The sequence below is a fragment of the Paenibacillus sp. NPDC058898 genome (assembly GCF_049316025.1).
In the GTDB taxonomy this organism is placed as follows: Bacteria; Bacillota; Bacilli; order Paenibacillales; family Paenibacillaceae; genus Paenibacillus_AQ.
Genome location: NZ_JBMOSM010000002.1, coordinates 831,238 through 844,193, shown reverse-complemented (window position 1 = coordinate 844,193; position 12,956 = coordinate 831,238). Strand labels below are relative to the sequence as shown.

General features: G+C 49.4%; 16 protein-coding genes. 15 read left to right on the top strand and 1 reads right to left on the bottom strand.

Annotated features, from left to right (window positions below; all coding sequences use genetic code 11):
- Window positions 1-19 precede the first annotated feature (19 nt).
- The 3 genes from ACOZB4_RS08135 (at window position 20) to ACOZB4_RS08125 (ending at window position 2,506) form a co-directional block, all read left to right on the top strand.
- On the top strand, window positions 20-439 hold the full coding sequence (locus tag ACOZB4_RS08135) for a DUF350 domain-containing protein (protein WP_076324523.1): 420 nt from the start codon (window positions 20-22) through the stop codon (window positions 437-439).
- A 161-nt stretch (window positions 440-600) separates the two neighbouring features.
- Window positions 601-1,158: a hypothetical protein gene (locus ACOZB4_RS08130; RefSeq protein WP_076324522.1), complete on the top strand. Its 558-nt coding sequence runs from the start codon at window positions 601-603 to the stop codon at window positions 1,156-1,158.
- A 121-nt stretch (window positions 1,159-1,279) separates the two neighbouring features.
- Window positions 1,280-2,506, top strand: coding sequence for an MFS transporter (locus ACOZB4_RS08125; RefSeq protein WP_379407482.1), 1,227 nt, complete (start codon window positions 1,280-1,282; stop codon window positions 2,504-2,506).
- Between the two features lie 157 nt (window positions 2,507-2,663).
- On the opposite strand, the gene ACOZB4_RS08120 is transcribed toward ACOZB4_RS08125, so the two are convergent.
- A complete protein-coding gene (locus ACOZB4_RS08120) occupies window positions 2,664-3,890 on the bottom strand; it encodes an NAD(P)/FAD-dependent oxidoreductase (protein ID WP_379407485.1) in 1,227 nt (408 codons plus the stop codon).
- A 140-nt stretch (window positions 3,891-4,030) separates the two neighbouring features.
- Between ACOZB4_RS08120 and ACOZB4_RS08115 the strand changes: the two genes are divergently transcribed.
- From ACOZB4_RS08115 to ACOZB4_RS08060, 12 genes are all read left to right on the top strand, one after another.
- Window positions 4,031-4,267: a hypothetical protein gene (locus ACOZB4_RS08115; RefSeq protein ID WP_379407488.1), complete on the top strand. Its 237-nt coding sequence runs from the start codon at window positions 4,031-4,033 to the stop codon at window positions 4,265-4,267.
- Window positions 4,268-4,313: 46 nt separating this feature from the next.
- Window positions 4,314-4,709: a spore coat protein gene (locus ACOZB4_RS08110; protein ID WP_076324519.1), complete on the top strand. Its 396-nt coding sequence runs from the start codon at window positions 4,314-4,316 to the stop codon at window positions 4,707-4,709.
- Window positions 4,710-4,886: 177 nt separating this feature from the next.
- Window positions 4,887-5,387 carry an Lrp/AsnC family transcriptional regulator gene (locus ACOZB4_RS08105; RefSeq protein ID WP_076324518.1) on the top strand — a complete coding sequence of 167 codons (501 nt, stop codon included), beginning with the start codon at window positions 4,887-4,889 and terminating at the stop codon, window positions 5,385-5,387.
- A 14-nt stretch (window positions 5,388-5,401) separates the two neighbouring features.
- Window positions 5,402-6,607, top strand: coding sequence for an aminotransferase class I/II-fold pyridoxal phosphate-dependent enzyme (locus ACOZB4_RS08100; RefSeq protein WP_076324517.1), 1,206 nt, complete (start codon window positions 5,402-5,404; stop codon window positions 6,605-6,607).
- A gap of 117 nt (window positions 6,608-6,724) precedes the next feature.
- Window positions 6,725-6,988, top strand: coding sequence for an aspartyl-phosphate phosphatase Spo0E family protein (locus ACOZB4_RS08095; protein ID WP_076324516.1), 264 nt, complete (start codon window positions 6,725-6,727; stop codon window positions 6,986-6,988).
- 242 nt (window positions 6,989-7,230) lie between these two features.
- Complete coding sequence (locus ACOZB4_RS08090; RefSeq protein ID WP_379407509.1) at window positions 7,231-7,791, top strand: cob(I)yrinic acid a,c-diamide adenosyltransferase; 561 nt, start codon at window positions 7,231-7,233, stop codon at window positions 7,789-7,791.
- Window positions 7,792-7,794: 3 nt separating this feature from the next.
- Window positions 7,795-8,811, top strand: a complete 1,017-nt coding sequence (locus tag ACOZB4_RS08085; protein ID WP_379407512.1) for an RluA family pseudouridine synthase — start codon at window positions 7,795-7,797, stop codon at window positions 8,809-8,811.
- 37 nt (window positions 8,812-8,848) lie between these two features.
- Window positions 8,849-9,211 carry an arsenate reductase family protein gene (locus ACOZB4_RS08080; RefSeq protein WP_379407514.1) on the top strand — a complete coding sequence of 121 codons (363 nt, stop codon included), beginning with the start codon at window positions 8,849-8,851 and terminating at the stop codon, window positions 9,209-9,211.
- Between the two features lie 328 nt (window positions 9,212-9,539).
- Entirely contained in the window at window positions 9,540-10,430 is an 891-nt protein-coding gene (locus ACOZB4_RS08075) for a 5'-3' exonuclease (protein ID WP_098748557.1), read from the top strand.
- A 2-nt stretch (window positions 10,431-10,432) separates the two neighbouring features.
- A complete protein-coding gene (gene modA / locus ACOZB4_RS08070) occupies window positions 10,433-11,275 on the top strand; it encodes a molybdate ABC transporter substrate-binding protein (RefSeq protein WP_379407518.1) in 843 nt (280 codons plus the stop codon).
- A complete protein-coding gene (gene modB, locus ACOZB4_RS08065; RefSeq protein ID WP_339267484.1) occupies window positions 11,272-11,955 on the top strand; it encodes a molybdate ABC transporter permease subunit in 684 nt (227 codons plus the stop codon). The genes modA and modB overlap by 4 nt, the downstream gene beginning before the upstream one ends.
- Window positions 11,956-12,049: 94 nt before the next feature.
- A complete protein-coding gene (locus ACOZB4_RS08060; protein ID WP_215159249.1) occupies window positions 12,050-12,946 on the top strand; it encodes an ROK family protein in 897 nt (298 codons plus the stop codon).
- Window positions 12,947-12,956 lie beyond the last annotated feature (10 nt).

Below are 12,956 nucleotides of genomic sequence, written 5' to 3'. Positions count from 1 at the left end.
TCAGGGAGGAAAAAAGGGAATGACGGAAGCGATTGATCATTTGCTGACCCATCCACTTGGGGTGCTCGTCGGCTATTTCTCGGTTGCGATACTTGCACTTATTGTTTACTTGTATTGCTTTGAATTGGTTACCAAGTACAACTGCTGGGATGAAATACGCAAAGGAAATGTTGCCGCAGCTATGGCGACCGGCGGCAAGGTTTTTGGCATCTGTAACGTGATGCGGTATAGCATAACAGCCAATACGTCCATTTATGGCATGATTAAATGGTCATTCTTCGGGTTTATACTGCTTTTATTGGCTTATTGGTTGCTCGAGTTCTTGACTCCCGTATTTTCGGTCGATGAAGAGATTGGCAAGGATAACCGCGCAGTTGGCTTGATCGTACTAATTATCACCGTATCTTTATCTTACATTATTGGAGCGAGCATCATTTAAGGGCTTCGGGAGGAAAAGGACGATGAAATATTTACCGCGGATATTGTTTGCGGCTGCCTTGATTTTTTTTGTGGCGGGTATTGTATACTTGATGTCTCAATAAAAATAAAGTTAATAGGGCCATTCATGGCCGTTTGAATAAAGAAAGGGATGAATGATCGATGGAACCGACGGTTTGCCCATGGTGCCAAAGTGAAATTGTATGGGATGAAGAGATAGGTCCCGAAGATACTTGTCCTCACTGTGCGAACGAGCTTAAAGGCTATCGCACATTGAATATCGCATTGGAAGACGAGGATGTACAGGACGATCCGGAGGAATATGAAGAGGCTTATGAGGCTTCCGATGAGGAAGCGGGTGATCTTCATCGTATATGGGGATCCGACCATGAAACACTGTCCTCGCTTCGAACCGTGGATAAGTATGGGGAGGATCATGACCTCTTTGCATTTGAGGAGACGGTAGAGGGGATTCTGGACCAGCAAGAGGAAGTTCCCGAGTGCTTGCATTGCAGAGAGTATATGCTTCATGCTGGAACGCAGCATGTGAGTGGGGAAGGCTTCCAGCCGGTTAACGCAGCCCTGATTCAAGGCCCTATCCTTCAGCCCCCTTATGATCTAAATGTATATGTGTGCCCTGGATGCTTCCATGTACAGCACAATCTGGCAGAGAATGACCGGCTTCGGATGATCAAAAGCTTTATCCATAAAAAGGAATAGAGTTTGCGGAAATGCGCTGTATGCCGATCCACGGCTAGTTTAAGGAAACTGCATGCGGCGGTTTCCTTTTTTTTGTTCATGAAGTGGGGATTAGAGGGGTAAAATACCTTGGACTTCAAGTGTGAAGGCAAGGGAGGAACTGTATATGAAGTTGACAAAGGACCCCCAGGCTATGCTTCTGTTATCCGTTCATGGGTTGTTTATACTATCGAGTGCATTGTCGGGTACATTCCTCAACGTATACTTATGGAAAAGCCGCCAGGACTATACGATGCTCGGTTGGTTCACGATTGCTCAGCAGGTTGCATTGGGTTTGACGTTCTGGGCCGCTGGCAAATGGGTGAAGGAGCATAACAAAATGAATGCGCTTCGCCTGGGTATTGCAGTGTCCGCCCTGTTTTATCTATGCGTTCTGTGGGCAGGGAGGGATGCCGTCCATTATATTTGGCCTCTCGGCTTGCTGTTCGGCGTCTCATTGGGATTATTCTGGTTAGCCTTTAATGTGGTTTACTTCGAGATTTCAAGTGCAGAGAATCGGGACTGGTTTAATGGCTGGATCGGACTCCTGGGCTCCATAACGGGGATTATCGGTCCGTGGATGGCGGGTTGGATCATCACGATGATGCATGGGGATCAGGGCTACCGGTTTATTTTTACCGTATCGATGGTCATCTTCGCGGCGACGGTGGTGCTCAGCTTTTTTCTGCGAAAACGACCGGTCCAGAGCGACTATCATTGGCTGGAGGGGGTTAGCCGACTCAAGGTGGGCGGAGTCTGGAAATACGCGGTATTCGGCTTGGCCGTTCAGGGAATCAGGGAAGGTGTGTTTTCCTTTCTTATTACACTCCTTGTTTTTGTGGCGACGGACCAGGAATCGAAGCTGGGGCAATTCGCATTGATTACTTCGGCGGTTTCGCTGGTCAGCTACTGGGCCTGCGGGAAGTGGTTCAAGCCCAAATTCCGTAAAACCGGCATGCTGGTAGGTTCGATATTGATGCTGCTCGTAATTATGCCGCTGCTATTTGCTGTCAACTATACTACGCTGTTGGTGCTGGGAATCGGGACGGCGCTGTTTATTCCGCTGTACATGATGCCGGCTATATCGGCCAGTTTTGATCTTATGGGAGTGAATCAGGAAAACGTGGAGAAGCGGGTGGAACTGGTCGTGCTGCGGGAACTCAGTCTAACCATAGGCCGAATTACGGGTCTCCTTGTGTTTATTCTTGTTCTGTCATTTAGACAGGACACGTTAACGGTAACCCTGCTGATGCTGTTTCTGGGGGCTTCCCCTATCGGATCGTGGATGTTTATACGAAAGCTGTTTCCTTCCAAAGGACAAGTTACCTGAACACCTGAAGCCTAATCGCATCCGCTCGCGTCAAAAGCGTTGTGCCAGTTAACGAACGGTGAGTTGATAAACAAGAGACAGCGTTACGGCGCAACCCTACAACTTAAGAAGGTATCTCCAAGGCCCCATGGGCAATAAGGAGATACCTTCAATTATTTTATGTGATTTTCAGGTCGATTGGCCGTATCAAGGAGAACCATTTCAGCTCTTCGGGTTCACGTCCTGCAATCGTCTCGGCCAGCAGATCCGCAGCGATCATGCTGTAAACGGTCCCGTTTCCGCCATACACCTCGATAAAGTAGCTGTGCGGATACTGCGGGTGTCTGCCGATCAACGGGATGCCGTCTTGGGTTGTGGCAAACACGCCGGCCCAACTGCAAGCGATTTTCAAATCCGTCATATGGGGAAACAGTTTCTGGATTTCATTTAGCAATCTCCGGCCTCTCGGTTCAGCGTATTCCTCTGGTTTGCCTGAAGGAGGAAGCGGTTCATCCAGCCCTCCGGCTATGATTCGCTGATCCGGCGTTGTCCGGAAATAGAGATAAGGGCGATTTGTTTCCCATATGAATGCTCGCTCGTACCATGAAGACAGATCGGATACAGGCTCCGTCAGGATGGCATAGGTGTTGAGCAGCTCCGCTTGATAATCAGGCTTCCATTCTTGGGTGCTATACCCGGTGGCCCAGATCACGTTCCTGGCGAGGACGCTTCCTTGATCGGTTAAGACGGTGACATCGCTGTCGCTATACCGAGTTTCCTTCACTTCGCTATTTTCGTAAATTCGCAGCCCATGCTCCCAGGCATCTTGAAGAAGATTAAGCCCAAAACGGTAGGGATCGACTTCGGCATCGCCGCGAGTGTAGATGGCAGCTTCTTTTGAGAACGGAAAGTTAGCCTTCACATGCTCGCGGCTCCAGTACTCCACATCGAAGCCCTTTCGTTTGAGCAGGTCATACTCATGGCGAAGCATGCCGACATCTTGGGGGTTACTGGCATAGTAGAGGCTGCTTCGCGGGGTCAAGCCGGAATCCCTGGACAGATGATTTGCAATTTCGGTGAGCCGACGTACGGCGTTTCTGCACATCATGTAGAAGGAGGAGCCCTGTTGTTCGTTAAATTGTTGGATCAGATCAGATAGGGGGCAGTCGTTGGAGAATTGCAACAGCCCCGAATTGGCGGATGTGCTGCCATCGCATACGCGTTTTTTCTCCAGCAGGACGGTGCCCACGCCTTGCTTGGTCAGCACATAGGCCATCAGCGCACCGCTAATACCGCCGCCGACAATTAGCACATCACAGCTGAGCTGTTCTGATAGACCAGGGTATCTTTTTACAGGTTCGGTGTTTAAAAATTTCCAGGGCGTTGTTCCGCCGGTCAGTAACATGGTCCCTCACCCCCTCATCGTCACATTGTTATTAGTTTGGACGTTCCTTTCGTATTTAATGACATCTCACGACATAGATTTTTATATAGGTGGCATACTAGCCCTGTGCAACCTAATTGGAAAGGGGAACAAACACAAAGATGATACCTAATCAGCAATTACAGCCTCTAACTTCAAAAGAACTGGACTATATTGCGGATTGCATTTCCAACGAGAGCATGCTGGCCAAGCATTGTGCCGCGACAGCCGCAGCCAGTCAAAATCCTGCAATCCAGCAGGCGCTGCTGGGATTCGTAGGACGCCATGAGCAGCATCTCGATACATTGGTTAACTCACTGCAGATCCACAGCAATATCGCGCCGACGCAGCCTCAATAAGAGGAGATATAGACCAGGATGCATAATTGTTAAGGAGGAACGACTTATGATAACGCCTAATGGATCTTCATACCTGCCCGAAGAGGATATGCTTAGCCCTATTCTGGGAGAACTGAAACGGGTCGTGCGAGAGTATACGACAGCTACAACGGAAGCTTCTTGTCCTGATGTCCGTCAAATGTTTACGGATCTGACTGCGGATACACTGAAGCTGCAAGGTGAATTTTTTAATATGATGAAGCAGCAGAACATGTATACCGCGCCTCGGCATGCATTGAAATACGATGTGGACAAGCAGTATAAGCAGGCGCAGCAGTCCCAGCAAAAAACACGGGAAACCATTAATCAAAAAACTTCCGGTATGGGCGCGTACGCGCATCATCCGAATGTAGCGCCACATACCACTAATGTAGCCCCTACATCTAATAATGTAACCCAATAATCCCATGGTTAACTCAAACAATAAGCCGATGACACCTGCAGCCCGTTGCTGCAGTGATGCATCGGTATTTTTTTTTGCACATCCCGTGTAAGTTATTGTAATATAAGTATTAATCTCTGTTCCGAAATATCATGCATGTAGAATGGTTATTCGGAATAAGTGCTGGAGGATACGTATATGGAAGAGCTTAGCGAATTGAAACTGAAGGTGCTTGACCTGCTGAAAGAAGACGCGAGAAGATCGCCGGCTCTACTCTCTACTCTACTCGGTGTAGATGAGGAAGAAATAAAGACCTCCATTGCGGAGCTTGAACGAGATCACGTTATTGTTAAGTATGCGACCGTTGTCAACTGGGGCAAGATGGAAGACGAGAAGGTTACGGCGCTGATCGAGGTTCAAATTACACCTGAGCGCGGAAGAGGCTTTGAAGGAATTGCCGAGCGGATTTATTTATTCCCGCAGGTGAAGTCGGTCTATCTTATGTCTGGCGCCTACGACTTGCTGGTTGAAGTGGAAGGCAGAAACTTGCGTGAGGTGGCCAACTTTGTTTCGGAGAAACTGTCACCTATCGATTCTGTATTATCGACCAAAACCAATTTTATTTTAAAAAAATATAAACAAGACGGGATTATTTTTGAAGAACGTCAAGAAGACAATCGTCTCCTGATCTCGCCGTAAAGGAAGCGTGTGCTATGATTGTGAACGAACAGCAGCTTGCAGAAAATAACAGGAAATCGATGAGCTCCTATTTGGCGCCTAGGGTCAGGGACATTCAACCCTCCGGAATCCGGAAATTTTTTGATCTCGTCAGTGGAAATAAGGATATTATCACACTTGGTGTCGGTGAGCCTGATTTCGTAACGCCGTGGCATGTACGAGAAGCCTGCGTGTATTCATTGGAGCGCGGGTTTACAGGATATACGTCCAATGCCGGTATGCCGGAACTGCGGGAGGCGATCGCGGAATATTTGAACGACAGTTTCCACGTGACCTATAATCCTGCCAATGAAATGATTGTAACCGTAGGCGGCAGTGAAGCGATTGATCTGGCGCTGCGTGCCTTGATTGTACCCGGTGATGAAATTCTGATTCCCGAGCCGTGTTACATTTCTTACTCGCCGATTGCTTCAATCGGTGGCGGGGTACCCGTTGGTATTGAAACGACGGCAGAGCATCATTTCAAACTGACAGCCGAGGCGCTTGAAGCGCAAATCACGCCCAAATCGAAGATTCTAATCCTGTGCTACCCAAGCAATCCGACGGGAGCCATCATGACTTATGAGGATTGGCTGCCCATTGCAGAAGTGGTGGAAAAACACGATTTGATTGTGATCTCCGATGAAATCTATGCGGAGCTCACATATGAAGGCAAACATGTCAGCTTCGCCTCGATGCCAGGCATGATGGACCGCACCATACTGGTGAGCGGCTTCTCAAAGGCGTTTGCTATGACCGGTTGGCGTATGGGGTATGTGTGTGCTCATGCCGATCTGATCGGCGCCATGCTGAAAATACACCAATATACGGTTATGTGTGCACCCGCAATGGGGCAAGTCGCCGCGCTCGAAGCATTGCGCAACGGTATGGGGGAGAAGGATCGAATGGTTGAATCCTATAACCAGCGGCGCAGACTGGTGGTTCAAGGGCTGCGCGAGATCGGTTTGGATTGCCACGAACCACAGGGAGCGTTTTACGCATTTCCAAGTATCAAGCGAACGGGGCTCGGCTCAGAAGAATTTGCCCAGCGCTTGCTGACTGAGGCCAAGGTGGCTGCCGTGCCAGGCACCGCATTCGGTCTAGGCGGGGAAGGATTCATCCGCTGCTCTTATGCTACATCCATTGCCCAACTGAATGAGGCCTTGGAGAGAATGGGCAATTTTGTGGAAAAAATAAAGTAGACAAGGAATTCGTTGAACTTTTTCCTTGAATTAACAAAAAATCACTTTCCATTGGGAGAATATATGTTATAATTTTATTTTGGGGGCAGAATTTTACTTTCCAAGGAGGGATCACCAGTGTTTTGTGATTATGAATTGTCAAACTACCGTGGTGACTATACGGCTGAAGGCGATAATCACGGTAAATGGTCAATTAAATCAGCCAAATCCACTCCTCAGGAAATTACCTTGGAAGACGAAATTCACATGCTTCGCCGGAAGATGGAACAGATTTTTTTGGAAGAGCAGTCCTTTACGTCCGAAATTGTCATCGAGATCAGCAGTTTGCTGGATTTGAAGATTAACGAATATATGAAGGCTCATCCAAAAAAGAAACTATAAAATACGATTTGATTGAATAATACAAGGCTGCTCCTGAGTACAATGACTCAAGGATCAGCCTTGTTTGCGTTTAATTGATTTCCCATGGATGATAGAACCTCGCTCCGGAATCATGATCCGCTTGGGACTTATTCCGCCATAGAGGGACCGTTATCCGAAATTATGCTATAGTTGAGCATAATAAAATAAGAAATATGATGTTCGTTCAATAAGGACCGGACTTTGAAATGGAGGAAGATGGGATGAAGGTATATACGAGAACGGGAGATGCGGGGGAAACTTCAATTATTGGCGGTCGTGTGCCCAAGGATGATCCGCACATCGAAGCGTATGGCACGATCGATGAACTGAACAGCTTTGTCGGCCAAGCCGTATGTTTGGCCAAGGAAGCCGACTTTGAGGAGCTGCATCTTCAGCTCGTTCGAATCCAGCATGAACTGTTCGATTGCGGTTCGGATCTGGCCTATGCGAGACCTCGCGAGGATAAACTCAAGGTAAGCGCGGAGCTAGTGGATAATCTGGAGGTATGGCTGGATGCATTCGAGGAGAAGAATCCTCCGCTTGAACGTTTTATCTTGCCAGGCGGAAGCGCGTTGTCTTCGTTGCTTCATGTATGTCGGACCGTATGCCGCCGCGCTGAGCGGTTGACCGTTTCGCTGCAGCGAACCACGGAAATCAATCCGGAGGTCCGCCGGTATTTGAACCGATTGTCCGACTATTTCTTTGTGACTGCTCGGGCAGCCAATGTGCACGCCGGGATTCTGGATGTCGAATATGAGCGAAGTGGAAAGGTGTTTCGGTAATTCATGAGTTTGTACTATCCGCCAATCAGCTATGTCGTGTCCCCCCACGAAGACGGCATGCTGCTTAAGACTATATTGCAAAAACGAATGGGGGTATCCCGCAAGCTGCTCTCGCGCCTCAAGTTGACCGAGCAGGGCATTATGCTGAACGGGACCCGTGTATACATTAGCGTGAAAGTGCATGCGGGAGATCTGGTTGAAATTCGGATGGAGCAGGAGCGTTCAGACGATATGCTGCCCCAGCCGATGGACCTTCATATTCTATACGAGGATGAGCATCTGCTTGTTCTGAACAAGCCGGCAGGGATCATTGTGCATCCGACGCATGGTCATTATACGGACACATTGGCGAACGGCGTTGTCCACTACTGGCAGGAGAAGGGCTGGAATTACCGGTTCCGAGCGGTTCACAGGCTGGATCAGGAAACTTCCGGCGTGTTGGTGGTGGCCAAGAATCCGTATATCCACCAGCATGTTTCAGAACAAATGATAGCCGGCACGGTCGACAAGAGGTATGTTGCATTTGTTCATGGCAAGCCTGCTTTGCCGTCAGGCGATATTGACGGTCCGATTGATCGGGATCCTTTAAAGCCCCACCGCCGCATCGTAACCCCGGACGGATATCCTTCATTGACACGGTATCAGGTATGCGAAACCTATCATTCCGCATCCTTGGTTGAATTGAAGCTGGAAACGGGCCGGACCCATCAAATTCGGGTGCATATGCTTAGCATCGGTTGTCCATTGATTGGAGATCAGATGTATAGGCATCCGGTATACAGTGAGCGGGAGTTACGATCAGATGGGACGGAAACTGCGTCCTATGGGAACGAGGGGTCGGCAGAGCCGGAAGTCGGATCATCCATCATGAGGGTGGACCGCTATATGGGCAGGCAGGCACTGCATGCAGCAAGCCTGACACTGATTCACCCGATTGAGGGGAACACGATGGTATTCACAGCTCCGCTTCCTGAGGATATGAACTCTCTGAGAAATATGCTTGCGCAAGAGGCAACTTAAATATTTTCAAAACAACAAGAGAAGGAGAACGTATCGAATGAGCAAACTGAAAGTATATCAATATCCGAAATGCGGGACATGCCGTAACGCGGTCAAATGGCTGCAGAACGAAGGACATGAGCTGGAACTTCAAAATATTTTTGAACAACCGCCAGAGCAGGAAGAATTAGCCGCTCTTATCGATAAGAGCGGCCTGGAGCTTAAGAAATTTTTCAATACGAGTGGCGAGGTCTACAAGGAAATGAACCTGAAAGACAAACTGCCTGGACTTTCCGATGAGGAGAAAATCGAACTGTTGTCGTCCAACGGAAGATTGATCAAGCGTCCAATCGTGACGGACGGAAGTAAAGTGACCGTCGGCTTCAAAGCAGAACAATATCAGGAGTCATGGCAGAAGTAGAATGGCTATTTTGGTCGGAGGCAATGACGGCCCAATTGAGACCGGTTGAAAGAACTGAGTGGCCCCATTGTTGAAGGTCAACGATCCGGAATAGACACATTTTCTTGCTGATGAAGGTAGAGCATCCCAAGGTCTTTTGGCCGCCGGGATGCTCTTTCGTTTTAAGAGGCTTAGCATCCTTATCTCGCAAGAAAAATATGAACAGGAAATGATAGGAAATTCAAAGAAATACCTTGTGACAAGCCCAAGTCTATATAGGGATATGGTATAATGACAAGGTATGTTTAAGGTTATACCAGAGAAGTTAAAGTTAGGAGCGATCATGACTGTGATACCCAATCAACAACCATCCTTAATGCTTGTAGACGGGATGGCTTTATTATTTCGTGCTTACTATGCAACCGCGTCAAGCGGCTATATCCGTCGAACCAAAGCGGGGGTGCCGACCAACGCGATTTATGGCTTCCTGCGGTATATGTGGGATGCTATCGATAAATTTCAGCCTACCCATGTAGCTTGCTGCTGGGATATGGGTTCGAAAACATTTCGTACAGAGCAATTCGCCTCGTATAAAGGCAATCGTCCGGAAGCGCCGGATGATCTGGTTCCGCAGTTTTCGTTGGTTCGTGATGTGACGGAATGTCTGGGAATTCCGAACCTGGGCGTCGTAGGCTATGAGGCTGATGATTGCATCGGTACATTAGCCAGACGGTACGGAGATAGCATGAATGTCATGATCCTGTCGGGGGACCACGATCTGCTTCAGCTCGTGAACGATTCCACTTCCGTCATTATCATGAAAAAGGGACACGGCAATTATATGCACTATACCCCAGAAACGCTGTATGCCGAAAAAGGACTTTCCCCGAGACAGGTTATCGATGTGAAAGGCCTGATGGGAGATACCAGTGATAATTATCCTGGTGTACGTGGGATTGGCGAGAAAACGGCGGTCAAGCTGATTCAGGAGTATGAAACCGTGGAAGGAATTCTTGCGAATCTTGAGTCACTGACCAAAGGGGTCCGCACCAAGATCGAGGCAGATCTGGAAATGCTGCATCTGTCCAGGTCTTTGGCGGAAATCCATTGTGAGGTTCCAATGGAGTGCGAACTGGAACTATGCCGCTTGAGCGTGGATCACGAACGTGCATTAACCAAACTGGAGGAGCTTGAGATGAAGAGCTTGGGCCATCTTTTTGGGGTGGCGGTGGTTTCCTAGTTATGTGGAGACAGTTTAATTTCGGTAGAAAATCAATCTTGACCGGATTACTGCTTGGGGCCATGCTGCTTCTTATATCCGCATGTGCCTCCAATCAGACTCCTTTAACCGATACCTCTAAGCCGCCCTCAGGGGCTGAGAAGAAGGTTGAAGTTATGGTTTCGGCAGCAGCAAGCCTCAAATCCAGCCTGGAAGAGACCGGACGACGATTTGAAGCAGAGTTTCCGAATGTTACGCTGCGTTATAATTTTGGCGGTTCGGGCTCTCTAGGACAACAGCTTGAGCAAGGGGCGCCTGTAGATTTGTTTGTATCCGCGGCAACGGAGCCGATGGATCGACTGGTCGAGAAGGGGATCGTACAATCCGATGCGGTTCAGTTAATGTTTCGAAATGCGTTGGTGCTGATTGAGCCTGTTGGCAAACAGAACGTGAAGCAGTTATCCGATCTGCTCAAACCTGAAGTACGAGTTCTGGCTATCGGGCAGCCGGATACTGTACCGGCCGGGGAGTACGCGAAGGAGACTCTTCAGAATGAAGGCCTTTGGGAAGATGTCGAATCCAAGGCGGTGTATGCCAAGGACGTGACGCAAGTTCTCGCTTATGTGGAGTCGGGGAATGCGGATGCCGGTTTTGTGTACAAAACCGATCTGAAGAGTTCCGCCAAGGCAACACTTGCGTTTGAGGTTGACCCGGACAAGCACCAGCCGATCGAATATCCTGCAGCGGTTCCGGGCAATGCCAAGCATCCGCAGGAGGCTGAGGCGTTCCTCAAATTTATGCGGAAGCCCGAGATCAGGGATATCTTCACGGAAGCTGGATTTGAGGTAGCGGAGGCGTCGCCGTGACTGCGACCGAAATGTTCTGGATGCCGGTATGGCTGTCGATAAAAACATCACTGCTGTCCAGCATCATTGCATTTATACTAGGATTAGCGGCAGCGCGCTGGATGTCCAGGCGCTCGTTTGTCGGCAAGACGGCGGTTGAAACGCTACTGATGCTTCCGCTTGTGCTTCCACCTACGGTGGTTGGCTTTCTTCTGCTTGTCATGCTGGGCAGAAACAGCTGGATTGGCGCAGCTGCGCAATGGCTGTTTGCCAGGCCCATCATATTCAGTTGGGGGGCCGCGGTTATAGCGGCTATTGTGGTCTCGTTTCCGCTTGTGTATCAGAGCATGCGGGTAGGCTTTGAGTCCGTGGAACCGGAGCTTGAGGATTCGGCGCGATCGGCAGGGGCCGGCGAATGGCAGGTGCTTCGCTGGATTACGCTGCCGCTTGTCCGCAGAGCGGGGATTTCGGCGTTCATTCTGGCTTTTGCCAGAGGTTTAGGTGAATTTGGGGCAACCTGGATGGTTGCAGGCAATATACCGGGTGTTACGCAAACGCTGCCCACGGCCATTTACGTTGCGGTAAGCAATGGCGAGAGCGGGCTGGCGTGGGCGTGGACGGCTGTCATTATTTTGTTCTCTTGGCTGTTGCTGGCCGCGTCAGGAACCGGCAGAAACAGAGAAAGAGGCGGGCGGACTTGACGGGAGCACAATGTTTACATATGCTTCGAATAGAGCTTGTTAGCAACTATATAGAGAACAAGGCATAGCACATCGTGGAGAGGATGGAAGAAGCATGAGTTTACTTGGAGCAATTGAAGCAGGAGGAACCAAGTTCGTTTGCGGCGTGGGTATGGAGGATGGAACGGTTGTGGAGCGAGTGAGCTTCCCGACAACAACCCCTGAAGAAACCATGGCAAACGTCTTTAACTTTTTTGCTGATAAGGATATAGAGGCGATCGGAGTCGGTTCTTTCGGACCGATTGATCCGGTGAAGGGCAGCCCGACTTATGGCTGCATTACTACGACACCGAAGCCTCATTGGAGCAATTACAATATTGTCAAAGCATTGGAAGAGCGTTTTAATGTTCCGATTGGATTTGATACCGATGTAAACGGAGCCGCTCTTGGAGAATATACATGGGGCGCTGCCCAGGGACTGGATAGCTGTCTTTATATCACCATCGGAACGGGAGTAGGAGCAGGCGCCGTGGTAGCTGGTGAATTGATTCACGGTTTGTCTCATCCGGAGATGGGACATATTTATGTGCGCCGCCATCCGGAAGACCGGTATGAAGGGACATGCCCTTATCATGCAGACTGTCTGGAGGGACTTGCTGCCGGACCATCTCTTGGCAAACGTTGGGGAGTTCCCGGTGTGGAATTGACGCCGGATCATCCGGCTTGGGAGATGGAAGCTTATTATCTGGCTCAAGCGCTGATGAATTATGTCCTCATTCTGTCCCCACAGCGTATCGTGATGGGTGGAGGCGTTATGAAGCAGGAGCAGCTGTTCCCGCTGATCCGCACGAAGCTTCAGGAGCTGCTGGCCGGATATGTTCAGCATCCAAGCCTTCATGATGGGATTGATCAATTTATCGTTCCGCCGATGCTCGGCGATAATGCGGGTCTCTGCGGCGCATTGGCGTTGGCCAAGCTGGCAGTAGATGAGGCCAAGAGCGTTCAAGCTTAACCCTATTTCT